Below are 23,473 nucleotides of genomic sequence, written 5' to 3'. Positions count from 1 at the left end.
TGCGATCCCCCGCCGCGCCCGGGGTGGTCTCCAGTCGTGAGCCTCTGCGCAACGAACTGCTAGTCACGATCAGCCTTCCCCTCGTCCCGTCGATGCCTCCAGGTCTGCTCTATGGGACAGCCTGGCACTTCGAGGATCCCACGCGGGCGGGTCATGCTTGCGCGTGCGAACACGCCCGACGGGCACGAAGGAAACGAACTAACGAACGAAGGACGAACCATTCTTCGTAAGTTCGTTTCCTTCGTCAGGTCACCGCGATCAGTACCTGTCGTGGGCGTCCGCCCGTAGGTCGCTGCTCCGTGACGGCGAGTCCCGAGGTCGTCAGCGACTCGGTGAGCGCGTTGACCTCGTCCTTCAGCAGGTTGTTCGAGAACAAGCTGCTGACCTGTGTCCGGTCCAGCCCTGCGTCGCCGGCGGTCAGCAGCGCTTGGTAGAGCTTGTCCGTTCTAGAGTCTCCCAGGCTTGCGCCCCACACATGAGCAACCGTCGACTCGCAGTACTCCCAGAAGGCAAGAGCTGAGGTCAGATGCTTGGCCTCGAGGACGCTGGAGCCGTCTAGCAGCGCGTAGATGAGCGACAGTCGCAGGAGGTGGGCCGGTGCTCGCGCGGAGAGCTCGTCGAACACCTCGCCGCCGTCGGGCATGTACTCGACGATGCGATAGACCGCGTCCCACTCTCGGACGAAGCTGGCGCTCCTTGCCACCTCACCGACGGAGCGAGCGAAGGAGAGCCGCTGGGCGAGCCGGTCACCGAAGTCCTTGACCAGTCTGCTGTGGAGCTTGCCGGGCTCGGGGTGGACGGTTGTTCGCTCGCTGAACACGTGCAGGAACCTGTTCGCGTACCCGTTGGACGAGTCGTTCTTCGTCATCATCTTGACGAGCTCGTGCTGGGTGACGTGCGCGACGATCCCGACGTGGGGGTGGGTGGCCCGCATCGTCTCCTTGATGGTGTCCCGCGTGATCTCGTCACCGTCCCACGCCGTACGCAGGGTGGCGGACAGTGTCGCGTCCTTGCGACCCGCGGCGGCCAGAAGCCGTCCGTACTCCTCTTCGTAGACGTATGTCCGCTGATCGGGGACTGGCGTGCTTGAGTCGCCAGACTGGGCGACGGCGCGGATGAGAGCTTCGCCGGACTGGACCCCGGTGAGCTGGTGGCCCGGGAAGAAGGGGTCGGACGGGTCGTCCGCCTGGAGAAGGATCGGTCGCACTGCCGCTGCAGACGTGCCCTTGCGCGCCTTGGCAGTGGATCCGATCACGACCACGTAGATGTTGGGAAAGTGTTGCTTGGCACCGACGCACACGTGTGCGTGACGTCCAGCCATCACGCCGAAGGTCGCGAGAATGGTGCCCAGCATGGCGGCTGGGGTGGCCTCTGTCAGTGGTTGGAGGGCCGTCACGATTTCTCCGGCGAGACCGTCGAGCGCAGGCGGCTGCAGCTCTGGCGTCTGCTGGGCCGCCGAGCTGATGCGGGCCCTCCGGAGGCGGCCTAGGAGCTTGAACTCCTCGTCGGGGTCCCCAACCATGTGTCGAGGAAGTTCAGTGCCGTTCTGTGCTGGTAGCTGAGGGAGGGTCATGCTTTGCCTCCGTCGTCCAGGTAGGAGCGCGCCGCGACCCGGAGCACCGAGGCGACGGATCGGTCTTCCTCGGCGGCACGGGCCTTCAGTGCGTCGCGGAGCTCGCTCGTAACACGTATGACCAGCGCTACGTCGTTGAGGGTGTTGTCTGACTTCATGAGTCTCTTCCGATCGGTTTGTGGTCGAACTGATTGCGCGGCCAGATCGGAACGTCCGTGGCCACCGGAGCCTGTCAAGTAGGTGGGAAGCAACGTGGAAGGTCGGCCTGCTCGGGCCTCATCTCGGGTCGCAGGCATCGCACTCGACTGCGCGGAGGCAGCTGCTCGGCACGGTCTGCTGGGCAGTCGCCATCCGGGGTCTGCGACTCCGGGCGCGCGTACGCGTGTCAGAAGGGAACGACATGAACAACTACGTCCATGGCTGCGAACCACTGGTGGTCGAGACAGGGAGCGGAGCGATCATGCTTCGCGGAACAGACGCTGAGTTCGGGAACGAGGTCATGACCTGGCTTTGGGGTAGCGACATCACGGAGGTGTTGAACCAGGTCACCGCGCTGGCGCTTGCCGGCAGAGACTCGCCAGAAGAGGAGGCTGTCCGAGGCTTCGGGATCCTCCGCAGAGACGAAGCGCAGCAGTTGCTCCCGGCTCTGATCCGGGCGGCGATTGGAGCTGGTTCCTCGGTTGAGAAGTACGACGCGATGGTGAGGCGTGGTCCCGAGGATCCACCCGCGGACCTGTTCTGCCACGTATGCGGGTACGGGACCCGTGTGGTGTCGCAGGACGTCGAGTGGCCTTCGCGCTGTGACGAGCGCGGGCATCGCGCGTTCGGCGGACGGGAAGAAGAGATGTGGGAGCAGGCAGCTGACCGTCACCGAAGAGAGATGAGCCGTTGGCAGTTCGCGTACAACATGGGGCTGATCCCGCGCGTGCCACCGCTGACGCGTTGAACGGGCGGGACCTGGCACCTACGTGGAGCACAGTCGATGACGACCCCCGCGCTGAGCGCGGGGGTCGTCCCGTGTGTCTTCGAGTGCCCGGGAGGCACAGATCATGGTGCACCTGATTGCGAGCGTCGTTCTCGGCCGTGACGGTGTTAGTGGTCTCGCGCGCGGTGCTGGACGGCGGTCAGTGGTGAGGGTCCTGCATGAACAGCAGGTCGGTCACTGCGGCCAGGGCTGTGACGGTGAACCACGTACGACCCTGGCTAGCTGAGTAGAAGTACGACCTGCTCCAGCCCCAGGAACGGCTCATCCGAGCAATCGCTCCTCGGTCCGACTGGTCGACGCGTGGGCGCCTCGAGACGGCAGCTCTCGGGTCGGGCCGGGTGGCCACGGCTACGACGAGCCGGTGCTGAAGCTCGGCGAACCGGCAACTGAGCTCATCACCTCCGGCCGGGACGGTCCAGCCGATGGGTGCGGTCGTCCCGAACGCGTAGTCGGGAACTGCATAGTCCCTGGGCTTGAGCAGCAGGGTGGGGGATCGTTTAGACATGACCCGGACCGTCACGGCGACCGGCCAGAGACAACCCGTCGGCGGCTCGTGTGTGACGACTTTTGCGCGACCACGCGGGGCTCGCGCAAAAGTTGTCACACGGGTGGATCTGAGGTCAGGTGTCCGCTGGACTGGTCGTTCATGACCGCGATGGAGGCACCTTGAGCAGCGACGACCCCGACAGTCCACGCACCAGCCACGAGTCGGAAACGACCGACGCTGACCCGTCGGACGTGGCCAAGGAGACGAGCGTGCCCGCTGCTGGAACCACGACGTCAACATCGACGTTCGAGGAGCTGCCTGGCGGTGGCTACCGGATCACACGACGAACGGTGACGACCCGCCGGACGGTCGTGGATGACCGCATCGAGGAGGACGTGGAGGAGCTGCTTCCCGCGTCTGCGTACCGGGCACCTTCGGTCCCGGGCCATCCGCCGGCCGTCGGATGACCACGGACGCCGCGGCCGCTCCGCGGGGATGGCATCGTCGGTTTCCGCGCAGGTGGGCCCGTGAGCGTCAGGCCTTCCGCGACCACGGTTGGGCGCACAAGGTCAGGTACGTCGACGGGGGAGTGGAGGTCCACGTCGACTACCCCCTGCCCGCCGCGAAGGACGCCGCTGCTCGGACTGCCCGTCTGAAGGTCGTCTACCCGAGGCAGTCGTACCCGGCGTGGATGCCGGTCGAGGTGTTCGACCTGCACGACGAGCTTGGCGTGACAAGGCACCGGGACCCCATTCGCGGGTTGCTGTGCCTGGTCCACGAGGCAGACCACGACCCGACCTGGACAGCAGCCGACCTCCTCGCCATCCAGTTGCCCAAGCTCGTCGCCTCCAACGACCTGACCCACACGGACCGCCTCGCATCATCGGCGCACGATCTTGAGCTTCCTGTCGCTGAACCCAGGACGGTCTACAGCGCCGCGCCCCGCCGTGTCGTTGTTCCGCACGTGAACATCCCAGACGACATCGCCGGGGGAGCGTTGGTGCTACGCCAGCGCATCGACCGGTCCGGTGTCGTCGTCACCAGCATCGTGGACCAGATTCTTGGCCCGGGACTGAACATCCAAAACACCAACCTCGACGTTCTCGAGAGCTTCCCGATCGCCGTGACCGGCTGGTGGCGACGCGTCGCTTCCTGGGACCCGACCGAGACAGCAGACCAGCTTTGGGAACGCCTCGCTCCAGCGCTACCGGCACTGGAGGTCAGTGGAGACAAGGATCCACTGACAGTCGAGGCCGACCCGAAGGTCCTCACCGTCGTTGGCCTGCTCGTCGAGGACGAGCGCGACTACGGCCAAACCGGGCCGTGCTGGATGTTCCTCCTCCGAGTCCGCACCGGAACCACACCCAATGGCACACCCAAGCACGGGACAGCCCTGCTGGCGGGACTAGAGCTCAACGACAGCACCTCGACCCGCACCCCCATCGCAGCCGGCCTGGCAGACAAGAAGGTAGCCATCGTCGGCGTCGGCGCCATCGGGCACCACATCGCCACCGATCTGGCTCGAACCGGGGTGCAGCAACTCGACCTAGTCGACATGGATTTCGTGGATCCAAACACCCGCGCGCGGAGTTTTGCTCCAGTCGATCGGGCCGGCATGTCCAAGACCGCCGCGCTGGCCGAGCACCTCCGAGCCACCGCCCTCGCAGGCAGCGTCGGCTCCTGGGACATCAACGTCACCCGGCTCTTCGAGCATGACGACGACGCGGACACCGAACGCAACCGCCGACGGGTCCTACGGACCCTGATGGACGCCGACCTCATCGTTGACGCCACTGCCAACCCCAACGCCACAGCCGTCCTCAACGCCGTGGCACTGCACCGAACGCCGCTGCTGACCGTGGCTGGCACCCCAGGCCTGTGGGGCGGATGGGCCGCCCTGATCCGACCAGGCCGTACCGGCTGCACCGAATGCCTCGCTCACCACCGCGCCGACCACTCAACGCTGAGCAACAGCCCCTGGCCGGCGCCGCCCGCTGACGCTGATGGTTGGACGAGCCCGGTCGGGTGCTCCGAGCCGACCTTCACCGGGACAACCAGTTCTGCAGGCGCGATCAGTCATCACGCCAGCCGAGTAGCCATCCACCACCTCGCAGAAGACCGGCAGCTCGGCGGCGACTACTACGTCGCAACGTTGCACAACCAGCACGGGAATCCTGTGCCGGCCTCCTGGCGCACGGTTGACCTACCGCCACATCCCGCATGCGAGAACCACAGCTCAAACCCTGAACAGGCCAGTGACCCGGCGACGCCGCCCTCGGGGCGCGGGCAGGTTGCCTGACGTAGTCGAGCGAGGGTGCTCGAGTGGAGGTTTGTGATGCGCCTAGTCAGTCACGATCGCACCGTTGCGGCGTGCCAGGGCCGCGGCGACCGGGTAGCCGGTTGCCAGGCCGAGCACGATGCCGATCTGCATGAGGAACCAGAACGACCCCTCCGAGGCGGGGGGCATGTACTCGTTGAAGTGCAGCAGCAGCATCCAGCCGGCCATGCCGATGTCGAACGCCAGCACGGTCAGCACCGCTGCGCCTGCTGCGGCGCCGACGCTCAACCCTGTCGCGGCGGTTCGCTCGAACGTGAACAGCAGCACGATGGCCAGTGCGCCGATGACCAGCAGCATGACCCACAGGTCGATGCCGGCGATGGTCAGGCCTGAGGCCAGGACCAGGGGCACTCCGACGAGGTGCGCAACGGCGCTGGCCGCTCCGCCGGGCAGGCTGACGCTCGCCGCCGACGCTGCGGAGTCGCGGTTGACGTGGCCGGTGCGGGCAGGAGCTCGACCGCTCTTGAAGTACAGCCACAGTGCTGCGGGTCCGAGGTAGAGCCCTGAGCAGACCCAGACGACCTCGGTGGCGACGGTGCGGTGCCGGCGTCCACGGCCGTAGATGTCGATGGCGATGAGGGCGGCGCTGAGCACCGCAAGGGCGATGAACGCCCAGGCGATCGGTGTGAGCCAGTCCGGGACCTTGTTGGTCATGTTCATATTCATCAGGGTTCCTTCGGTTGAGGGTTGGTGGCGGTTGGGGTGGGGTGTGGTCGGTTCTGCGCTTGAGCCCACAGCTCGTGCGGGACGTCGCGAGCCCACACCGGTGGCGACGTGTACCCCTCGAGGGCGAGCCCGATGGCTGATGCTGCGGCCTGCTCGACTGAGCCTGGTCGGACGCTCCATGCCAGGCGCCGTGCGCCTGTGGTGTCCGCGACATCCAGCAGCGTCTGGGCTACCCGGTGTGCGGTGTCGAGGTCCTTGAGGTCGGTCCAGACTTCGAGCGTTGATGACCCGTGGTCGTGCCGTATGTCCGCCACTCCGGCAGGCGAGCCCTCTGTGGTGACGGTCCCGAAGCCGTCGTGGGGTAGACGCACCCCGTGCTCGTGCGCATGTGGAAGCTGGGCCGATGGTGGTGTGGGGCGGCGCAGGACCCGGCGACCGCGTCGAACGGCCACTCGCGCGCACGGCAACATCATCAGGGCGAACGCACAGAGCGTCGCCGCCCGTGCCCGGCCATCCACTCGCGTCGGCGGGCTAGGCGCCGTCTCGACCCATGTGGTGCGGGGGAGCCACCAGATGTCGTGGTCGGTCGGGACGTCGTCGTATGGGCGAAGTTGCCTGGCGGTCGCGCGTCGGGTGAAGCCGAGCTCGGTCAGCATCCGCCCCGGGGCTAGGTTGGTGACTGCTACGGGTGCGACGACGCCGTGGATGGTGGCCGGCAGCCCGACCACGTGGGTCAGGGCGGTGCGCCACGCCCACGCGCGTGCTGGTGCTGATGTGTTCGCGGACAACCAGATCGACAGCTCGGCGACACCGGTGCGGGGGTCGATGGCGAAGGAGATCTCGCCCAAGACATCTCCGCCACCGTTGACCAGGACGAGAGGGACCAGCCGCCCGGCGCGTGCCGCGGCCCGCTGAGCGGCAACCTTGTCGGCCCACGAGGTCAGCGACACCGACGCGTCCCAGTCCACGTCCGCAGACCCGATCGACGGCTGGAGGCGGTCGGCTTCGCGCAGACACGTGTGGCGCCAACTTGGGCCGTCCAGAAGCTGTGGCGGCCGCAGGACGAGATCGTGGTTCCCAAAGCGTCCTGTCGTGTGGACGGAGGCCGCTCGTGTGGACGCTGAGTCCAGGGTGAAGTTCTTCGGGGTCAGGGACACGGGGCGTGGGTCGCAGGTCATGGCCATGGGTTCGCCGCGCAGCCGTCGAGGCCCAGGGTCTGCTGGAGCATGACCGGTGCCTTGGCGCCAGGCGCAGGGCATGGTTGGTGGTTGAACCCGAGGGCGTGTCCGACCTCGTGGTTGATGACGTACTGGCGGTACTTGCCCAGGTTGTCGTAGGAGTCGACGCCCTGGACCCACCGTTTGCCGTTGATGACCACGTCGTTGCCGTTGCGACACGACACTTCACCCCGGGTGCGCAGCGGCGCGCACAGGCGATCGGTCGTCGCCGGGCTGGCCAGCACCACACGCAAAGCCGCGTCTGGGGTGCGACGGAACGAACGTTCGCCGGTGGCGGTCCAGCCCCGTCGGTCACCCAAGGTGGCGTCGACGGCGCGGGTGAACCGGCTGAGCTTCAGCCCAAGCCCGTCCTCAACTTCCACCCGGTACGTGATGACGGTGCCGGCCTCACCCACGCGCTCACCCGTGCTCGTGGCCGCGGTGAACGTGCCGTCGGCTGCCTTGGGGACGGTCGTGGGATCAGGGGCTGGCGTTGGCCTCGCCGCGGCTGGCTCTGGCGCCTTGGTGGCAGGTGTTGCGGGGGCTGGTGGTGTGCTGAGGGAGGGGGCGATCCGGGCGGCGGGGTCGGGACGTGGCGGTGCTGTCCGGCCTGCGACGCCGGCGGCCACCAGCAACGTCGCCGCAGCGAGTGCGGCCACGGCTACCGATAGCCGCCGAACCGTCAGCTCACTCTTGGTCGGGTGGCGCCGCCGAGCGCCGCTCACAGCATGGCCTTCCAGGTGGCCCCGTCGTCGGTGCTCTCGTAGATGCCGGTCGTGGTGGCGGCGTACCAGGCGTCGTCGTTGGCCGTCAGCGCTTGCGGCTGTCCGGGCAGCTCGCCGCGGCCCTTCCAGGTCTGACCGTCCACCGAGGACCACACGAGCCCGGTCGGCGAGATCCCGGCCAGCGTGGTGTCGCCGTCGATGTAGACCAGCGGCGGCGCAGTGCTGACTCGTTCGGTCTGACCGCCGGTGACCTGCCCCAGTGTGTAGTTGGCGCCGGTGACCAGGACGCTGTCGTCTGGGCCGATTGCCACGTCAATGGCCGGCAGCTGCGCCAGCGGGGTGAAGGCGCGTCCGTTGTCGGTGGACTCGACAACGGTCTGAGTGACCGCGTCGTAGGCCACGACTCTGGTTCCGGTGGTGTCGATGGCGTGCAGGTCGGCCTGCCCGGTCAGGCTGATCGGGTCGAGGGTGCGGCCGGCGTCGCTGCTGGTGACCAGTCCCATCGGGTTGGTCGCGCCGGCGGTTGCGGGGTGTCCGCTGGCGGCGAACTGGTCGGGACCGGTGACGGTGAAGCCCATCAGGTCGTGCGGGGCTTGTTCGACCCGTTGGGGGTTGCCGTCGTCGAGGGTGAACAGGCCGTCGTGGGTCGCTATCCACAGCTCGCCGGTTGCTGGGTTGGGGCCGAGGCCGTGGACGTGCCCGAACGCTAGAGCGGTCGGGGCGTCTTGGGCTGGCTGCGAGCAGGCAGCTAGCAAGGTGAGCATCAGGGTCAGCGCTGTCGCGCCGACCCGAGCGGGAAGGTGTGTGTGAGTCATGGCGTCGTTGACCGTCCGACCCGCGCCCACACCCTGTTGCCAGGGTGAGCGCGGGCCGAGGTGTCGGCTCCTAGGAACCGAGCAGGTCCCGCATCGTGGCGATCTCGGCGGTTTGGTCCTTGCGGATCGTGCCCGCGAGCGCCTTCGCGTCGGCGTTCTTGCCGTCGCTCTGCTCAGCCTTGGCCATCTGGACCGCACCCTCGTGGTGCGCCAGCATCATGGTCAAGAACATCTGGTCGAACCCCGCGCCGGAGGACGCTTCGAGCTCGGCCAGCTGGTCGTCGCTCATCATGCCCGGCATCGAGCTGGAGTCGCCACCCATGTTCGAGTGGTCCATCCCGCCCATGTCGTCGCCCTCGGCGGGGACGTCCTTGCCCCACTTGTTCAACCAGCCGGTCATCGTGTCGATCTCCGGGCCTTGGGCGGCCTCGATGTCCGCGGCAAGCTCCAGCACTGCGGCGGTGTCGGTGCGGGTCTTGGCCAACGCTGCCATCTCGGTGGCCTGGCGGTGGTGCGGGATCATGTCCTGGGCGAACGAGACGTCCGCCTTGTTGAAGTCGGCATCGGCCGGCGAGTCGTCACTGCTGGAACAGGCGGTCAGGGCTGCTGCCGCCACGGCGACCAGGGTCGCCACCTTCATTCGGGTACGCACGAGCTGTTCTCCTTGGGGTCTGCTTGACAGGGGTCGCTTGAACGGCGTGAGCCCGCAGGATCACGCCGAAAGCTGCCTGTCAGCAGCGGATGACAGTGGTGCGTTGTCGCGCCGTCATGGCCTCGAACGCACCGCGTAGCGTTCCTAGCCGTACCGATGTCGGCGGCGGGCGCTGCCACAGCACCCACCGGAAAACCCCACGGGGCCACCCGATCAACGCGACGAACGAGACCAGCAGAGCCAGGCACATCGCCATCAAGCCGCTGCAGTCGGCCATGCCGCCCTCGGTGCCTTGACCCATCGGATCGCCGCCGTCCGGAGCGGCCACCATGGCCACCTGTGCGACGTCGGAGTGATGCGCCGGCGTCGCCGACGAAGCCATCTGGGCGTGAGCGTCGTGCCCGCCACCGGACGCCGGCTCGAGCAGAAGGCTGTGCATCAACACGATGCCCAGGATCAGCGCAGGCGCCAGCAGCGCCATCAGCCACCGGGGGCCGACGGACGCTCTCGCGCGTGCAACGGTGTACGACATCAGCCTCATCCTACGGACCCGCGCTCCAACCGGCCCGACAGAACGAGAACAGGCCATCGTGGTCTCGAACACTCGCCACCAGAGACCTATACCCCCCGGGGGTATGCTTGAGTGACCAGACAAAGGGCTCAGGAGGACGCGATGGACCAGCACGGCACACACCACCACCACCACGACATGGACCACACCGGCCACGGCGACGCGGGGCACAGCGGTCATGGGGGTGGCGTGAACTCGATGGCGGCCAGCGCGACACTGCACTGCCTGACCGGGTGCGCCATCGGAGAGATCCTTGGTCTGATGATCGGGACCGCGGCGGGCCTGTCCAACGGCGTCACCATCGTCATCTCGGTGGCGCTGGCGTTCGTGTTCGGCTTCTCGCTGTCCTCGCTGCCGCTGGTGAAGGCCGGCCTGGGAGTGGGTGCTGCGTTGAGCGTGGTGCTGGCCGCGGACACGCTGTCCATCGCGACGATGGAAGTCGTGGACAACCTGGTCATGGCTGTCATCCCCGGTGCCATGGACGCCGGGTTGGTCAACGTGCTGTTCTGGGTGGGGATGATGATCTCGCTCACGGTGGCGTTCTTCGCCGCCTACCCGGTCAACCGGTACCTGCTCCAGCGAGGCAAGGGCCACGCTCTGACGCACGAGTACCACCAGGCCGCCCCCGCGGCTACCGGGTTCCGGCGCTTCATCCCGTCCATCCCGACCAACGCCCTGGTCGCGGTCATCGTCGCCTTCATGCTCGGCGGACTCGTCGTGTCGATCGCTGACGACCTCGGAGCAGGAAATGACTCGCACTCGGCCGCAAGTGCCGGACTGCTCGACCGCTGAACCACCAAGGCGTCCGCCCGTCGGCGCCTTGACCTTACCCGGAGCTCACCAGACTGCGCTATCATCGCCGCATGACGATGACATTGGATGCAGCCGCTGCGACAGCCGAAGAGCCTCTGACCGCTGCTGCGTGCCTCTTTCACGGGTTCAGTGACCGCTCGCGCCTGGTGATCTTGCAGCACCTGTTGTCCGGCGAGCACCGGGTAGTTGAGCTGACCGAGCACCTGGGCCTGGCCCAGTCGACCGTCTCCAAGCACCTTGCTTGCCTGAAGGAGTGCGGTCTTGTCACCTCCCGACCGCAAGGCCGAGCGTCGGTGTTCAGCGTCACCCACCCAGAAGCGACGACCCAGCTGCTGGCAGCGGCCGAGACGTTGCTGGACCTGACCGGCTTCGCCGTCACCCTGTGCCCGACCTACGGAGTCAACCGATGAGCACCCTCGATCTGGCAACCAAGCAGCGCCTCGGACGTCGCGCCAAGATGCTTGCCGGCCTGTCTGTGACGTACAACGTCGTCGAGGCCGTCATCGCCATCACCGCTGGCGTCGTGGCCGGTTCCGTGGCGCTGGTCGGGTTCGGCCTGGACTCGGTCGTGGAGGTCTCAAGCGGCTTGATCATCTTGTGGCAGTTCTCCCACCGCATCCCGGAGTCCCGCGAGCAGCAGGCGCTGCGACTGTTGGCGTTCTCGTTCTTCGCCCTGGCCGCCTACGTCGGGTTCGAGTCCATCCGCAGCCTGCTGACCGGCGCCGAGTCCGACCCATCGACCGTGGGCATCGTCCTGGCAGCGGTGTCGCTGGTCGTGATGCCGTTCATCTCTTACGCGCAGCGCCGCACCGGCAAGGCCCTCGGCTCGAACGCGGTCGTCGCCGACGGCACCCAGACCCTGCTGTGCACGTACCTGTCCGCGGTGCTCCTGGTCGGTCTGGTCCTCAACGCCACGCTGGGCTGGTCGTGGGCTGATCCCATCGCCGGGCTCATCATCGCCGGCGTCGCCGTGCGTGAAGGACTCGAGGCATGGCGCGGCGACGGCTGCTGCTCACCCGTCAGCCGAGACAGCGACGACAACGCCGGATGCGGCTGCACCGACTGCCAGGACCACTGCTGCGCACCGGCCGCCGAACCCCAGGTCCTGCAGCTCGGCACAGACAGCAAGCCCTGATGGGATCCGGGCACAGCCACGGACCCCCGGCAGGACACGCCGGAGCCCGCTACCGCGGCAAGCTGGCCATCGCCTTCGGCCTCATCGCAACGTTCTTCGTCGTCGAACTCGTCTACGGCCTGCTCGCGGACTCACTGGCCCTGATCTCCGATGCCGGCCACATGGCAGCCGACGTCGTCGCCCTAGGCGCGGCACTGGCCGCGACCAAGATCGCGACCCGCAAGGACACGACCGGCCGCCGCTCGTTCGGGTCCTACCGGGCCGAGGTCTTCGCGTCCGGCCTGACCGTCCTGCTGATGCTGGCAGTGTCGGTCTACGTGGTCATCGAGGCCATCGGCCGCATCGGCAGCGACCCCGAGGTCTCCTCAGGGCCCATGGTCGTGGTCGGCGGGCTCGGCCTGGTCGTCAACATCGTCGTGATGCTCCTGCTGCGGGCCGGCTCCAAGGAAAGCCTGAACGTCAAGGGCGCCTACTTCGAGGTCGTCGCCGACACCGCCGGGTCCGTCGGCGTCGTCGCCGCCGGCATCCTCATCGCGACCACCGGGCAGGCGTGGTGGGACACAGCTGTTGCCGTGGCCATCGGCGCGTTCGTCGCCGTCCGCGCCGTCATCCTCGGCCGGCAGGTCCTGGCCGTCCTGGGCCAGCACGTCCCAGAGGGGATGGCCATCGACGCAGTCGCCGACGACCTGGCTGCCATCCCCGGCGTCACCGACGTCCACGACCTGCACATCTGGGTCCTGACGTCGGGCATGAACGTGGCCACCGCCCACCTCGTCGCCGACGACACCGACGAGTTCCCCCGCATCCTCGAACACGCCCGCACCACGTTGAAGACCACCTACGCCATCGAGCACGCCACCCTTCAGGTCGAACGCACCGCAGCACGCGAGTGCCACGAGATCGACTGGTGACCCACACCCAGGAACGAGACGACCGATGAAGAGCATGACCAGACAGACCAAGATCGCGATCCTGTTCGGGCTCATCGCAGTAGCCCTGTTCGGCGGGGCGTTCGTGTACCAGAACCTCGCCGGCACCGAACCCGCCGACGCCACTGAACGCGAGAACATCACCGTCCGCGCTGACAGTCACCGTCTCGACACCGCCGACGGCGGCAAGGTCACGCTCGTGGAGTTCCTCGATTTCGAGTGCGAGGCCTGCCGTGCCGCGTACCCGTTCGTCGAGCAGCTCCGCAAGCAGTACGACGGCAAGGTCACGTTCGTCCTGCGCTACTTCCCGATCCCCAGCCACACCAACGCGAACAACGCCGCCTACGCGGTGGAGTCCGCCGCCCGTCAGGGCAAGCTCGAGGACATGTACAAGCGGATGTACGACACCCAGGCCGAGTGGGGCGAGTCCCAAGACTCCAAGGCCGACCTGTTCCGCAGCTACGCCCAGGAGCTCGGCCTCGACATGGCTCAGTACGACGCCGACGTCGCCAGCCCCGACGTCGCAGCGCGCGTTGCCAAGGACGTGGCAGACGGGGAGCGGCTCGGCGTCACCGGTACACCGTCGTTCTTCCTCAACGGCGAACCCCTGACCCCCTCGACCACGGACGAGTTCATCGACGCCATCGACGACGCCCTCGCGCAGTAGAACACCGGTGAACCTTCCTACAGGTCGCGGTGCCGCCGCGGCACAGGCCGAACCTCTTGTGAGCGCATGAGCGTGAGTCGTCCGCACACGACCGCGTCATCGCTTCAGCGCGCGGTCCACGCCGCCGAGAAGCACCAAATCGCCCTGTACCTGATTGCCATCGCAGCAGCAGTCGCCTTTGGCCTCGCCGCACCCGAAGGTGCGGGGGCGTCCTTGGAGCACGCGATCGAACCGGTGCTTGCTGCGCTGCTGTTCGCGACGTTCCTGCAGGTCCCGTTCCTGGACATGGCTGCCAGCTTCCGCGACGTCCGCTTCCTCGGGGCCGTGCTCGGTCTGAACTTCCTCGCCGGGCCTCTGGTCGTGTGGGGTCTGATCCAGTTCCTGGGCGACGACCAGGCCGTGCTGGTCGGGGTCCTGCTGGTCCTGCTGACCCCGTGCATCGACTACGTCATCGTGTTCTCCGGCTTGGCCGGGGGAGCGGAGGACCGCCTTGTCGCCGCGGCACCGCTGCTGATGCTCCTGCAGCTGGTGCTGCTGCCTGTCTACCTGTACCTGTTCGTCGGGTCCGACCTGGCCGACATCGTCGAGCCCGGACCGTTCCTGCACGCGTTCATCGTCCTGATCGCCATCCCACTGGGGCTGGCGGCGCTCACCCAAGCGCTGTCCAGGCGGTTCGCAGCTGCCAAGGCCGTGGAAGCACTGATGGCTGCCCTGATGGTGCCGCTGATGATGGGCACCCTGTTCGCGGTCGTCGGGTCCCAGGTCTCCGACATCACCAACCGGTTCGGCGACGTCGCCGGCACCATCCCGGTCTACGTGGCGTGGTTCGTCGTCATGGCCGCCGTCGGAGTTGGGCTGGGGCGCGTCACGAGCTTGGATCGGCCCCGGTCCATCGCGCTCGTGTTCTCCGGCGCCACCCGCAACTCCCTGGTCGTCCTGCCGCTGGCGTTGGCGCTGCCGGACGCCTACTCGCTGGCCGCGGTCGTCGTCGTCACCCAGACGCTCGTCGAGCTGGTCGCGATGGTGATCTTCGTGCGCGTCGTCCCGGTCCTGGTCAGGAGCCGGAGAGACAGGGAGCCAGCTGCCCCACGCGCCATCTGAGGGTCGAACGCATCTACTCTGCTGGCATCGAGGCGGGCCATGCGACGTTCGAGTCGACCGCACCCACATGGGAGCAGTTCGACGGCTCCCGGCTGGTCGACCACCGCCTGGTTGCCGTGGCACCTGACAGGACGGTCGTGGGCTGGGCGGCATGCGTGAGTGTGTCAGCACGTCCGGTGTACGCCGGCGTGGTCGAGCACTCGGTCTACGTCGCACCTGGCGCCCGCGGCACCGGCATCGGTGGGCTGCTGCTCGGTGAGCTCATCACCTCGACCGAACAAGCCGGCATCTGGACGATCCAGTCCAGCATCTTCACCGAGAACACCGCCAGCCTCAAGCTCCACGAACGCCATGGGTTCCGGACCATCGGCATCCGCGAACGCGTCGCCAAAGCCACCGTCGGTCCGGCCGCCGGACGCTGGCGCGACACGGTCCTGGTCGAACGCCGCAGCTCGGTCACGGGCAGCAACTGAAAGTAGTGCCGCGCGTGTATCCGGCGCGAAGATGCTCCCGAGACGTGAGGTGCGTGAACTGCTGGCCTCTGGATCCGCGAGCGGCACAGGAGCAGACTGAACGCATGAGCGTTGTCCCGCGCAGAAGTGGCGCAGAACTGGCCAAGAACGACGCCATCGGCGAGGCGATCGTCCGTGCGGTGGAAGAGGCCCACTTCGGCGACATCCTCGCTGCGAGGGGCATCACGACCGTCGCGTTAGACGAGGACGGACGCATGGTCGAGTACCGGCCCGATGGCGGCACCACCGTCCTGAGCTGAGCCCCTGTCTACAAGTCCGTCGGTGACGGGAGCCGCGATGGAGTGGTGACCGACCGACGGCGACAGTCAGCTCGGCCTCCACCGCGACCCGCCCATGTTCAGCTGGCTTGGCGGACGGTACGACTAAGTGAACGGCTACCTATTAGCGAGCGATGTCCCGCCGTGCGGGACATCGGCACGGTCGAACGGCCCGGCAACCTCGCAAAAGCGACCGTCCGATCCGGCTAAGCGCCAACTGTTCGGTCTGCCACTGGTGTCACAGGCGTCAGACCGGTGCGCGGTCCCGATCCGAGGAGTACACAACGAGTACACAAGACGTGCGGCGGCGTGCTGCGCTGTGCTTCCGGGTGTGCTCTCGGCTCGTCCGGACTGTGTGTCGGCGAGGTGTGCAAAGATGGAGGATGTGTCAGGAAAACACTGCAAACAGAGGAGTTAGAGCGATGACTGGATGCCAGCGAGCAGCTGCCGCGCCATCACGACCCGCTGCACCTGGTTGGTGCCCTCGTAGATCTGCGTGATCTTGGCGTCGCGCATCATCCGCTCGAGCGGGTAGTCGGACGTGAAGCCGTAGCCGCCGAGCAGCTGGACGGCGTCGGTCGTGACCTGCATCGCGGTGTCGGAGGCGAAGGCCTTGGCGGCGGCGCCGAAGAACGTGAGGTCCTTGTCGCCGCGCTCGGAGCGTCCGGCGGCGGCGTACGTCAGCTGGCGGGCGGCCTCGATCTTCATGCCCATGTCGGCGACCATGAACTGCAGGCCCTGGAAGTCGCTGATCGGGTGACCGAACTGCTTGCGCTCCTGGATGTAGCCGAGCGCGTAGTCGAGGGCGCCCTGTGCGACGCCGACGGCCTGGGCCGCGATCGTGACGCGCGTGTGGTCGAGGGTCTTCATCGCGATCGAGAAGCCCTCGCCGACCTCGCCGATGATGCGGTCGCCGGGGATGCGCACGTTGTCGAGGTACACCTCGCGGGTCGGGGAGCCCTTGATGCCGAGCTTCTTCTCGGGCGCGCCGAACGAGACGCCCTCGTCGGACTTCTCGACGACGAACGCCGTGATGCCCTTCGAGCGCTTCTCGGGATCGGTCTGTGCCAGGACGGTGTAGTACTCCGAGACGCCGGCGTTGGTGATCCAGCGCTTGACGCCGTTGAGCACCCAGTCGTCGCCGTCGCGGACGGCGCGCGTCTTCTGGTTGGCGGCGTCCGAGCCGGCGTCCGGCTCCGACAGGCAGTACGAGAACCCGCCCTCGCCGGCCGCGAGCTTCGACAGGTACTTGGCCTTGATCTCCTCGCCACCGCCGATCTGGACGGGCAGCGAGCCGAGCTTGTTCACCGCGGGGATCAGCGACGCGGACACGTCGACGCGCGCGACCTCCTCGATGACCAGGACGGTCGCGAGCGCGTCGGCACCGGCTCCGCCGTACTGCTCGGGCACGTGCGGCGCGTGGAAGTCTGACGCCAGCAGGGCGTCGGCGGCCTCCTGCGGGAAGCGCGCCTGCGCGTCGACGTCGGCCGCGTAGGGCGCGATCTTGTTCTCGGCGACGGCGCGGACGGCCTCGCGGATGGCCTGGTGCTCCTCGGAGAGCACGAACATGTCTTCACTCATGGCCTGGTCACTTTCCTTCGTAGCCGTAGAAGCCCTGGCCGGACTTCTTGCCCAGCAGGCCGGCGTCGACCATGCGGTCGAGCAGCGGCGGGGGCGAGTAGAGGGGTTCCTTGAACTCGTCGTACATCGACGTGCCGATCGCCTTGATCGTGTCGAGGCCGATGAGGTCCGACAGCGCGAGCGGGCCCATGGGGTGGCCGCAGCCCAGCACCATGCCGCGGTCGATGTCGGCGGCCGAGGCGTAGCCCGCCTCGTACATGCGGATCGCGCTCAGCAGGTACGGCACGAGCAGGCTGTTGACGACGAAGCCGGCGCGGTCGGTCGCGTCGATCGGCTTCTTGCCCAGCGCGTCGGTGACCCAGCCGCGCATGCGGTCGAGCGTCTCCGGGCTCGTGGTCAGCGACGGGATGAGCTCGACGAGCTGCATGACGGGCGCGGGGTTGAAGAAGTGCACGCCCATGACGTGACCGGCGCGGCCCGAGACGGCGCCAAGCTTGACGATCGGGATCGACGACGTGTTGGACGCCAGGATCGCGTCGTCCTTGGTCAGCACGCGGCCCAGGGTGCGGAACAGCTCGAGCTTGACCTGCTCGTCCTCGCTGGCCGCCTCGACGACGAGGTCGCGGTCGGCGAGCGTCTCGAGGTCGGTCTCGAAGCGGATGCGCTCGAGGACGGCGGTCACCTCGGCCGACTCGATCTTGCCGCGGGCCTCGGCCTTGCGCAGCGAGCTCTCGACCCGCTCGGACGCGGCCTTCGCGGCGTCGGCGCTGACCTCGATGCCGATGACGTCGAGCCCGGCGCGGGCCGCGACCTCGATGATGCCCGAGCCCATCAGCCCTCCGCCGATGACTCCGACCTGCTGGATCCCGCTCATGCCGTACCTCCGTGATGCGCACGTCCACTTTACTTGGACGTCAAAGTATTGGTACTCAGTACCGTACTGGCCAGACTGGATACCAGCAAGTAGCCTCGGCCCATGCCCACCGCCCCGGTCTCCGCGCGCGACCGGCTCGTGGCGGCGGCGTTCGACCTGTTCGACGTCCGGGGATTCGACGAGACGACGGTCGACGACATCGCCAAGGCGGCCGGTGTCGGACGCACGACGTTCTTCCGCCACTTCGGCTCGAAGGAGTCGGTGATCTTCCCCGAGCACGACGACCTGCTCGCGCGCATCGCCGGCCGCCTCGACGCGGGCGACGCGGCGTCGAGCGACGTCGCGGTCTCGGAGGCCGCACGTCTGGTGCTGCGCTACTACGTCGGCGAGGGCGACCGGGCGCGCATCCGCTACCGGCTGATCTCGTCCGTCCCGGTGCTCAAGGCGCGCGAGATCGCGAGCATCCGGCAGTACCAGAGCCTGTTCGCTCGGGCCCTGTCCGGCTGGACGGCCGACGACCCCGATGCCGTCCTGCGCGCCGAGCTGCGGGCGTCGGCGATCGTCACGGCTCACAACCACGTGCTGCGACGCTGGCTGCGCGGCGAGGTCGACGCCCCCGAGGAGGCCTTCGGCCACGCCATGGGTGTCGTGCTGGAGCAGGCTCCGCAGGCCGATGGTGAGACGACGGTCGTCGTGGTGCGCACGGGCTCGTCGCCCGAGCAGGTGGCCGCTGCGGTGCAGCGGGCACTCCGGGCTCCGTGACACGTCGGGATCCTCAGTGCTGGTGGCAGGCCACCGGAGCGGGACGGACGAGCGGCGCGAGCGGCCGCGCCCGGTGCCGACGGACCAACGTCCGGACGGCGACGGCGACCAGCGCGACGGCCACGATGCCGCCGAGCAGCCACGGGTGTCCGAGGATCCCGGTCGCGCCGATGCCCGCTCCCGCCCCGACCCACAGCGCCGCCCAGGCCGCCCCGCCGATGACGGACGCGGCGAGGAACGAGCGGTAGCGCAGGCCCGCGGCGCCGGCCACGACCGGCATGACGGTGCGGACGAACGGCAGCATCCGGCTCGCGAGCACCGCCCAGAAGCCGTGCCGCTGCACGAGGTCGGCGGCGCGGTCCCAGCGGTCGACGCCGGCGCGCGCGATGAGCCGCGACTCGCGCAGGCGTCCGCCGCCGAGACGTCCGATCGTCAGCCCCAGGTGGTCGCCGGCGACGGCCCCGAGCATCACGGCCAGACCCAGCGCGAGCGTCGGGAGCAGCCCGTCGACGCTCGCCGCGAGCCCGGAGATCGCGACCTCGCCGGGCACGATCGCGCCCAGGCCGAGGCCCGACTCGGCCAGCGCGAAGGCGAAGGCCAGCAGCAGGCGGGTCACGTCGACGTCCTCGTCGGCGCGCGCGCCGCGATCCAGCCGGAGATCGCGACACCCGCCGCGATCACGAGGCCGCCCGCGACGGCGTCCAGCACCCAGTGGTTGCCGGTCGCCACGACGACGAGCGTCGTGCCGAGCGAGTAGAGGACCGCGAGCGACCGCCCCACGACGCCGACGTGCCGCCAGACGGCCCAGGCCACCCAGACCGTCCAGCCGACGTGCAGCGACGGCATCGCCGCGAGCTCGTTGGCCATCTGCCCGAGCCCGTTGGGCAGCGACGTCTGTCCGCTCCACCAGCCGACGTCGGAGGTGCTCACGAGCGTGTCGAGGTAGGCGCCACCGGGCATCAGGCGAGGCGGAGCGGTCGGCCACAGGACGTAGCAGGCCAGCCCGATCGCCGAGCCGATCACGATCGCGTTGCGGGCGCGGGCGTACTCACCGCGGTGACGGACGAACAGGAAGACCAGCACGGCCGGCGTGACGAGGTAGTGCAGCGAGGCGTACCAGAACGACATCGGGACGGCGACCTGCGACAGGGGCGTGAGGGCGTGGTTGAGCCACGACTCGACGTCGAGGTGCAGCAGGGTCTCGAGGTGCAGCAGGTCGGCGGCGCGCGAGCGGGCCGCCTCGAGGTCGTCGCTGGCCACGACGCGGCTCACGGCGTACGTGGTCCAGAGCGCCGTCAGCAGGACGACCTCGCGCAGGCCGGGAGCCAGCAGGCCGGGCCGGCGCGACGAGGTCGTCGTCGCGCCGACCTCGTCGCGCCGCGGGTGCCCGGTGTGGGTGGACACGGTGGGGTCCCGTCTCAGTGGGCGAGGACGGGAGCGTCCGGGTTGACCGCGACGGGGCCGGGACGGAACAGGGCCCCGCAGATCACGGCACCGACGGCGAAGACGCCGGCGGCCCACCAGAAGACCGTCGTGTAGCCGTCGACCGCGGCGAGCTGCTGGTCGAGCGCCGAGGGCGCCCGGCCGAGCCCGCTCAGGTAGTCGGTCGTCGCGGTGGCGGCGAACGCGCTCAGCACGGCGGTGCCGATGGATCCGCCGATCTGCTGGAACGTGTTGACCGAGGCCGAGGCGACGCCCGCGTGCTCGGCGTCGACGCCCGACACGGCGGCGCTGAACGCCGGCGCGATCGACAGGCCGATGCCGAGACCGGTGATGATCAGGCCGGGCAGGATGTGCAGCGCGTAGGAGCTGTCGACCTCGAGCTGTGCGAACAGCACCATGCCGACGGCGGCGAGCATCATGCCGACGAACACGGGGATCTTCGGACCGATGCGCGCGACGAGACCGGCCGAGCTGGTGGCCGTGGCCATGATGCCCAGGATCATCGGGACGAACGAGAAGCCCGTCTTGAGCGGCGAGTAGCCGAGCGTCAGCGAGACGTAGTACGTCAGGAACAGGAACACCGCGAACAGGCCGATGCCGACGAAGGCGACGACGAGGAACGAGGCGCCGCGGGTGCGGTCCCACACGATGTGCAGCGGCAGCAGCGGATCGCTGACGCGGCTCTCGATGACGGCGAACGCGGCGAGCAGTGCCAGTCCGGCGCCGATGCAGATCAGGGTCGTCGCGGCACCCCAGCCGTCCGACTCGGCGCTGGCCAGGCCGTAGACGAACGAGACCAGGCCGGCCACGACGACGACGGTCCCGGGCACGTCGATGCCCTTGGCGTCCTCCGAGCGCGGCTGCTTCTTGAGCAGCAGCACCGCGCCCACGACGGCGATGACCGCGAGGGGGACGTTGACGTACAGGCACCAGCGCCACGACAGGTACTCGGTGAGGGCGCCGCCGAGGATCAGGCCGAGCGCGCCGCCTCCACCGGAGATCGCACCGAAGATCGCGAACGCCTTGGCCCGCTCCTTGGAGTCGGTGAACGTGACGGTGAGCAGCGACAGGGCGGCCGGTGCGAGCAGGGCGCCGAAGACGCCCTGGGCTACGCGGGCGCCGACGAGCAGCTCGAAGTTGTGCGCCGCGCCGCCGACGGCGGACGCCGCGGCGAAGCCGATCAGGCCGGTGATGAACATCGGCCGGCGACCGATCAGGTCGCTCAGGCGGCCGCCGAGCAGCAGCAGCGATCCGAACGCGAGGGCGTAGCCGGTGACGATCCACTGGCGGTTGTCGTTCGAGAAGCCGAGGGCCTCCTGCGCGGACGGCAGGGCGATGTTCACGATCGTCGCGTCCAGCACGACGATGAGCTGGGCCAGCGCGATGACGCCGAGGATGATCCAGCGCGTCGCGTGGTGCGGGTTGTCCGAGGGGCCGGGTTCGACGGGTTCGCGCGCCCGGTCGTCGGTCAGTGTCTCTGCCATGGGATCTCCAGGTCTATGAAGCGGAAAGAAAGTTCCGTTTCACTGTAGACCCTTAAGCGGAGAACCTCTTCCGGATCTCGTGTGATGTGCCGCACTAACCGGAAACGTTTCTCCGTTCCTGTTACGGTGGGCCCCATGTCAGCCGATGTGGACGCGATCGAGGTCGAGCGGCCGCTGCGTGCCGATGCCGCGCGCAACCGCGAGCTGATCCTCGAGACCGCTGCCGAGGTGTTCGCCGAGCACGGGCTCGAGGCCGGATACGACGAGATCGCCCGCCGTGCCGGCATCGGCGTCGGCACCGTCTACCGTCGCTTCCCCCAGCGGAGCGAGCTGATCCAGGCCCTGTTCGAGTCGCGCATCGCCGAGCTGGTCGAGGTCGCCGAGCGGTCGGCGGCCCTTCCCGACGCCTGGGAGGGTCTCGTGTCGTTCCTCGAGTGGGCGATCGCCCGACAGGTCCTCGACAAGGGCCTCAAGGAGGTCATGGTGCGCACGATCTCCGGCGAGGCCCACCAGGCCATCGGTCGTGAGCGGCTGGGCCCGATCCTCGAGCGGATGGTCACGCGGGCGCAGGCCGACGGCACGTTGCGCAGCGACATCGCGCCGACCGACATCGGCATGAACGTCATGGTCATCAGCTCGATGACCACCAAGGCGCAGCCCGATCTGTGGCGCCGCTACCTCGCCCTGTTCGTCGAGGGCCTCCGCGCCCGTCCCGACCAGCAGCCCCTGCCGCTCGTCGCGCCCGGCGACGACGCGATGCACGACCTGATGTGCAACCTGCAGAACCGCGACCTCGACTGACCTGTCGGTCCGCCCACAGGCAAGAGCGAGCGCCGGAATGCCCACAGGCTGCCCGCCGCAGGTCGCGGACGTCCGCATCGGCTGCGCACGCTCGGGGCATGCACGCTGTCCTTGTCGCGTCAGGAGCGCCGTTCATCACCGAGCAGCACGGGGTCACGACTCGCGCCCAGGCGCTGACCCTCATGACCCGCCACCAGCTGTACCGGCTGGTGGCGTCCGGACGGTGGGCACGCCCCGCGCGCGGCGTGTTCGTCAACCACACCGGTCCACTCACCCCCACCCAGCGTGACTGGGTGGCCCTGCTCGCATCGCCGCCCGGCTCCGTCCTCGGTGGCCTGACTGCCTTGGGCCACGACGGCTTCACGGCTTTCACGCCGCGGCGGCCCGTCGTCGTGGCACCGATGGGCGCCGCGCCTGTCGCGTACGACGACCTCGACCTGCACTGGTCGGTCCACCTCGACACGCGTGACGTCCATCCCCTGCGCACACCACCCCGCACCCGCCCTGCCCGCAGCGTCATCGACGCGGCGTCGTGGGAGGACCAGGAGAAGCGCGCCCGCGAGATCGTCTTGTCGGCCGCGCAGAAGGGCATCGTGGTACCGCGCACCCTCAGGGAGGCGCTGGCTCGCCGCGGGTCCTGTCGGCGCCGCGCGCTGATCGTGGAGTCGTGCCTCGATGCTGCCGGTGGCATCCAGTCGCTGCCCGAGCGCTCATTCGACGAGATCCGCCGCGAGGTCGGCCTGCCGTCGCCGCAACGTCAAGCCGTCGTGCGCCGGGCCGACGGGCGGTACTACCTCGACGTGTGGTGGGAAGTGCTGAACCTCGCCGTCGAGGTGCATGGCGTTCCCCACATGGACGTCGAGCAGTGGGATGGCGACCTCAAGAGGCTCAACGAGATTGTGATCGACGGTCGTCGGACGTTGGTGTTCAGCTCGTACGCGATCCGTCGCCAGCGCGCGGTCGTGATCGACCAGCTGCGCCGGTCCACGTCCTGAGTCGGCGTGGGAGCACGGAAGAATCTGGGTTTGTCCGCGCCCGCGCGGACAAACCCAGATTCTTGCGCT

Annotated in this window: 28 protein-coding genes; 14 read left to right on the top strand and 14 right to left on the bottom strand. The window is 68.4% G+C overall.

The features are described from left to right. Positions 1-244: 244 nt before the first annotated feature. Both IFT73_RS11910 and IFT73_RS11905 read right to left on the bottom strand, forming a co-directional pair. Complete coding sequence (locus tag IFT73_RS11910) at positions 245-1,573, bottom strand: DUF3987 domain-containing protein (RefSeq protein ID WP_192167792.1); 1,329 nt, start codon at positions 1,571-1,573, stop codon at positions 245-247. Next, positions 1,570-1,731 (bottom strand): hypothetical protein, encoded by a 162-nt coding sequence (locus IFT73_RS11905; RefSeq protein WP_192167791.1) that lies wholly within the window; start codon positions 1,729-1,731, stop codon positions 1,570-1,572. Before IFT73_RS11905 ends, IFT73_RS11910 begins: the two co-directional genes overlap by 4 nt. 242 nt (positions 1,732-1,973) lie before the next feature. On the opposite strand from IFT73_RS11905, the gene IFT73_RS11900 reads away from it, so the two are divergent. Beyond that, the gene (locus IFT73_RS11900) at positions 1,974-2,519 is read left to right on the top strand and encodes a hypothetical protein (protein ID WP_192167790.1); all 546 of its coding nucleotides are present in this window, start codon (positions 1,974-1,976) and stop codon (positions 2,517-2,519) included. Between the two features lie 178 nt (positions 2,520-2,697). On the opposite strand, the gene IFT73_RS19305 is transcribed toward IFT73_RS11900, so the two are convergent. Then, a complete protein-coding gene (locus tag IFT73_RS19305) occupies positions 2,698-2,823 on the bottom strand; it encodes a hypothetical protein (protein ID WP_256435492.1) in 126 nt (41 codons plus the stop codon). A 401-nt stretch (positions 2,824-3,224) separates the two neighbouring features. Here IFT73_RS19305 and IFT73_RS11895 point away from each other — a divergent pair, with 401 nt between their 5' ends. Beyond that, positions 3,225-3,512 carry a hypothetical protein gene (locus IFT73_RS11895; protein WP_192167789.1) on the top strand — a complete coding sequence of 96 codons (288 nt, stop codon included), beginning with the start codon at positions 3,225-3,227 and terminating at the stop codon, positions 3,510-3,512. A gap of 224 nt (positions 3,513-3,736) precedes the next feature. Beyond that, positions 3,737-5,344 carry a ThiF family adenylyltransferase gene (locus tag IFT73_RS11890; protein ID WP_192167788.1) on the top strand — a complete coding sequence of 536 codons (1,608 nt, stop codon included), beginning with the start codon at positions 3,737-3,739 and terminating at the stop codon, positions 5,342-5,344. Positions 5,345-5,386: 42 nt separating this feature from the next. On the opposite strand, the gene IFT73_RS11885 is transcribed toward IFT73_RS11890, so the two are convergent. The 6 genes from IFT73_RS11885 to IFT73_RS11860 form a co-directional block, all read right to left on the bottom strand. Then, the gene (locus IFT73_RS11885; protein ID WP_192167787.1) at positions 5,387-6,037 is read right to left on the bottom strand and encodes a DUF4396 domain-containing protein; all 651 of its coding nucleotides are present in this window, start codon (positions 6,035-6,037) and stop codon (positions 5,387-5,389) included. Between the two features lie 11 nt (positions 6,038-6,048). Beyond that, entirely contained in the window at positions 6,049-7,017 is a 969-nt protein-coding gene (locus IFT73_RS11880; protein ID WP_192167786.1) for a GNAT family N-acetyltransferase, read from the bottom strand. 206 nt (positions 7,018-7,223) lie between these two features. Next, complete coding sequence (locus tag IFT73_RS11875) at positions 7,224-7,895, bottom strand: DUF3152 domain-containing protein (protein WP_235492847.1); 672 nt, start codon at positions 7,893-7,895, stop codon at positions 7,224-7,226. Between the two features lie 92 nt (positions 7,896-7,987). Then, positions 7,988-8,806: an exo-alpha-sialidase gene (locus IFT73_RS11870; RefSeq protein WP_192167785.1), complete on the bottom strand. Its 819-nt coding sequence runs from the start codon at positions 8,804-8,806 to the stop codon at positions 7,988-7,990. A 70-nt stretch (positions 8,807-8,876) separates the two neighbouring features. Next, positions 8,877-9,446: a DUF305 domain-containing protein gene (locus IFT73_RS11865; protein WP_192167827.1), complete on the bottom strand. Its 570-nt coding sequence runs from the start codon at positions 9,444-9,446 to the stop codon at positions 8,877-8,879. Between the two features lie 91 nt (positions 9,447-9,537). Beyond that, positions 9,538-9,990, bottom strand: coding sequence for a hypothetical protein (locus IFT73_RS11860; RefSeq protein ID WP_192167784.1), 453 nt, complete (start codon positions 9,988-9,990; stop codon positions 9,538-9,540). Positions 9,991-10,131: 141 nt separating this feature from the next. On the opposite strand from IFT73_RS11860, the gene IFT73_RS11855 reads away from it, so the two are divergent. The 8 genes from IFT73_RS11855 to IFT73_RS11820 all read left to right on the top strand — a co-directional run bounded on the left by IFT73_RS11855 (position 10,132) and on the right by IFT73_RS11820 (position 15,446). Then, positions 10,132-10,821 (top strand): DUF4396 domain-containing protein, encoded by a 690-nt coding sequence (locus IFT73_RS11855; protein ID WP_244633313.1) that lies wholly within the window; start codon positions 10,132-10,134, stop codon positions 10,819-10,821. A gap of 71 nt (positions 10,822-10,892) precedes the next feature. Beyond that, a complete protein-coding gene (locus IFT73_RS11850; RefSeq protein ID WP_129184409.1) occupies positions 10,893-11,252 on the top strand; it encodes a helix-turn-helix transcriptional regulator in 360 nt (119 codons plus the stop codon). Continuing rightward, positions 11,249-11,977, top strand: a complete 729-nt coding sequence (locus IFT73_RS11845) for a cation diffusion facilitator family transporter (protein ID WP_192167783.1) — start codon at positions 11,249-11,251, stop codon at positions 11,975-11,977. Before IFT73_RS11850 ends, IFT73_RS11845 begins: the two co-directional genes overlap by 4 nt. Beyond that, complete coding sequence (locus tag IFT73_RS11840; protein WP_192167782.1) at positions 11,977-12,888, top strand: cation diffusion facilitator family transporter; 912 nt, start codon at positions 11,977-11,979, stop codon at positions 12,886-12,888. Before IFT73_RS11845 ends, IFT73_RS11840 begins: the two co-directional genes overlap by 1 nt. 34 nt (positions 12,889-12,922) lie before the next feature. Beyond that, on the top strand, positions 12,923-13,573 hold the full coding sequence (locus IFT73_RS11835; RefSeq protein WP_192167781.1) for a thioredoxin domain-containing protein: 651 nt from the start codon (positions 12,923-12,925) through the stop codon (positions 13,571-13,573). Between the two features lie 66 nt (positions 13,574-13,639). Next, a complete protein-coding gene (locus IFT73_RS11830; RefSeq protein ID WP_192167780.1) occupies positions 13,640-14,674 on the top strand; it encodes an arsenic resistance protein in 1,035 nt (344 codons plus the stop codon). Further along, positions 14,671-15,147, top strand: coding sequence for a GNAT family N-acetyltransferase (locus IFT73_RS11825; RefSeq protein WP_192167826.1), 477 nt, complete (start codon positions 14,671-14,673; stop codon positions 15,145-15,147). The genes IFT73_RS11830 and IFT73_RS11825 overlap by 4 nt, the downstream gene beginning before the upstream one ends. Positions 15,148-15,251: 104 nt before the next feature. After that, complete coding sequence (locus tag IFT73_RS11820) at positions 15,252-15,446, top strand: hypothetical protein (RefSeq protein WP_192167829.1); 195 nt, start codon at positions 15,252-15,254, stop codon at positions 15,444-15,446. A gap of 432 nt (positions 15,447-15,878) precedes the next feature. On the opposite strand, the gene IFT73_RS11815 is transcribed toward IFT73_RS11820, so the two are convergent. Together IFT73_RS11815 and IFT73_RS11810 are read right to left on the bottom strand one after the other, a co-directional pair. After that, complete coding sequence (locus IFT73_RS11815) at positions 15,879-17,045, bottom strand: acyl-CoA dehydrogenase family protein (RefSeq protein ID WP_192167779.1); 1,167 nt, start codon at positions 17,043-17,045, stop codon at positions 15,879-15,881. Between the two features lie 7 nt (positions 17,046-17,052). After that, positions 17,053-17,919 carry a 3-hydroxybutyryl-CoA dehydrogenase gene (locus IFT73_RS11810; protein ID WP_192167778.1) on the bottom strand — a complete coding sequence of 289 codons (867 nt, stop codon included), beginning with the start codon at positions 17,917-17,919 and terminating at the stop codon, positions 17,053-17,055. A 102-nt stretch (positions 17,920-18,021) separates the two neighbouring features. Between IFT73_RS11810 and IFT73_RS11805 the strand changes: the two genes are divergently transcribed. Continuing rightward, positions 18,022-18,681, top strand: a complete 660-nt coding sequence (locus IFT73_RS11805; RefSeq protein WP_192167777.1) for a TetR family transcriptional regulator — start codon at positions 18,022-18,024, stop codon at positions 18,679-18,681. A 13-nt stretch (positions 18,682-18,694) separates the two neighbouring features. Here the strand turns inward: IFT73_RS11805 and IFT73_RS11800 are convergent, their stop codons facing one another. The 3 genes from IFT73_RS11800 to IFT73_RS11790 are packed head-to-tail and all read right to left on the bottom strand — an operon-like array spanning position 18,695 to position 21,608. Continuing rightward, complete coding sequence (locus IFT73_RS11800; RefSeq protein ID WP_192167776.1) at positions 18,695-19,297, bottom strand: DedA family protein; 603 nt, start codon at positions 19,295-19,297, stop codon at positions 18,695-18,697. Further along, entirely contained in the window at positions 19,294-20,085 is a 792-nt protein-coding gene (locus tag IFT73_RS11795) for a phosphatase PAP2 family protein (RefSeq protein ID WP_192167775.1), read from the bottom strand. The genes IFT73_RS11800 and IFT73_RS11795 overlap by 4 nt, the downstream gene beginning before the upstream one ends. 14 nt (positions 20,086-20,099) lie before the next feature. Beyond that, positions 20,100-21,608: an MFS transporter gene (locus IFT73_RS11790; RefSeq protein WP_192167774.1), complete on the bottom strand. Its 1,509-nt coding sequence runs from the start codon at positions 21,606-21,608 to the stop codon at positions 20,100-20,102. Between the two features lie 135 nt (positions 21,609-21,743). Here IFT73_RS11790 and IFT73_RS11785 point away from each other — a divergent pair, with 135 nt between their 5' ends. After that, entirely contained in the window at positions 21,744-22,409 is a 666-nt protein-coding gene (locus IFT73_RS11785) for a TetR/AcrR family transcriptional regulator (protein WP_192167773.1), read from the top strand. Positions 22,410-22,507: 98 nt separating this feature from the next. Then, positions 22,508-23,404, top strand: a complete 897-nt coding sequence (locus IFT73_RS11780) for a type IV toxin-antitoxin system AbiEi family antitoxin domain-containing protein (RefSeq protein ID WP_192167772.1) — start codon at positions 22,508-22,510, stop codon at positions 23,402-23,404. Positions 23,405-23,473 lie beyond the last annotated feature (69 nt).

Origin of the sequence: Aeromicrobium sp. CFBP 8757, from assembly GCF_014841755.1 — a bacterium.
GTDB lineage: Bacteria > Actinomycetota > Actinomycetes > Propionibacteriales > Nocardioidaceae > Aeromicrobium.
The sequence above is the reverse complement of the archived record's forward strand: the minus strand, read 5'-3'. Positions and strand labels throughout refer to the sequence as shown.

Bases quoted from the DNA above. Each gene is read 5' to 3' on its own strand.
- IFT73_RS11910 (WP_192167792.1), bottom strand. From the start codon at position 1,573: ATGACCCTCCCTCAGCTACCAGCACAGAACGGCACTGAACTTCCTCGA.
- IFT73_RS11905 (WP_192167791.1), bottom strand. From the start codon at position 1,731: ATGAAGTCAGACAACACCCTCAACGACGTAGCGCTGGTCATACGTGTT.
- IFT73_RS11900 (WP_192167790.1), top strand. From the start codon at position 1,974: ATGAACAACTACGTCCATGGCTGCGAACCACTGGTGGTCGAGACAGGG.
- IFT73_RS19305 (WP_256435492.1), bottom strand. From the start codon at position 2,823: ATGAGCCGTTCCTGGGGCTGGAGCAGGTCGTACTTCTACTCAGCTAGC.
- IFT73_RS11890 (WP_192167788.1), top strand. From the start codon at position 3,737: ATGCCGGTCGAGGTGTTCGACCTGCACGACGAGCTTGGCGTGACAAGG.
- IFT73_RS11885 (WP_192167787.1), bottom strand. From the start codon at position 6,037: ATGACCAACAAGGTCCCGGACTGGCTCACACCGATCGCCTGGGCGTTC.
- IFT73_RS11870 (WP_192167785.1), bottom strand. From the start codon at position 8,806: ATGACTCACACACACCTTCCCGCTCGGGTCGGCGCGACAGCGCTGACC.
- IFT73_RS11865 (WP_192167827.1), bottom strand. From the start codon at position 9,446: ATGAAGGTGGCGACCCTGGTCGCCGTGGCGGCAGCAGCCCTGACCGCC.
- IFT73_RS11860 (WP_192167784.1), bottom strand. From the start codon at position 9,990: ATGTCGTACACCGTTGCACGCGCGAGAGCGTCCGTCGGCCCCCGGTGG.
- IFT73_RS11855 (WP_244633313.1), top strand. From the start codon at position 10,132: ATGGACCAGCACGGCACACACCACCACCACCACGACATGGACCACACC.
- IFT73_RS11850 (WP_129184409.1), top strand. From the start codon at position 10,893: ATGACGATGACATTGGATGCAGCCGCTGCGACAGCCGAAGAGCCTCTG.
- IFT73_RS11845 (WP_192167783.1), top strand. From the start codon at position 11,249: ATGAGCACCCTCGATCTGGCAACCAAGCAGCGCCTCGGACGTCGCGCC.
- IFT73_RS11840 (WP_192167782.1), top strand. From the start codon at position 11,977: ATGGGATCCGGGCACAGCCACGGACCCCCGGCAGGACACGCCGGAGCC.
- IFT73_RS11835 (WP_192167781.1), top strand. From the start codon at position 12,923: ATGACCAGACAGACCAAGATCGCGATCCTGTTCGGGCTCATCGCAGTA.
- IFT73_RS11830 (WP_192167780.1), top strand. From the start codon at position 13,640: ATGAGCGTGAGTCGTCCGCACACGACCGCGTCATCGCTTCAGCGCGCG.
- IFT73_RS11820 (WP_192167829.1), top strand. From the start codon at position 15,252: ATGAGCGTTGTCCCGCGCAGAAGTGGCGCAGAACTGGCCAAGAACGAC.
- IFT73_RS11815 (WP_192167779.1), bottom strand. From the start codon at position 17,045: ATGAGTGAAGACATGTTCGTGCTCTCCGAGGAGCACCAGGCCATCCGC.
- IFT73_RS11810 (WP_192167778.1), bottom strand. From the start codon at position 17,919: ATGAGCGGGATCCAGCAGGTCGGAGTCATCGGCGGAGGGCTGATGGGC.
- IFT73_RS11805 (WP_192167777.1), top strand. From the start codon at position 18,022: ATGCCCACCGCCCCGGTCTCCGCGCGCGACCGGCTCGTGGCGGCGGCG.
- IFT73_RS11790 (WP_192167774.1), bottom strand. From the start codon at position 21,608: ATGGCAGAGACACTGACCGACGACCGGGCGCGCGAACCCGTCGAACCC.
- IFT73_RS11785 (WP_192167773.1), top strand. From the start codon at position 21,744: ATGTCAGCCGATGTGGACGCGATCGAGGTCGAGCGGCCGCTGCGTGCC.
- IFT73_RS11780 (WP_192167772.1), top strand. From the start codon at position 22,508: ATGCACGCTGTCCTTGTCGCGTCAGGAGCGCCGTTCATCACCGAGCAG.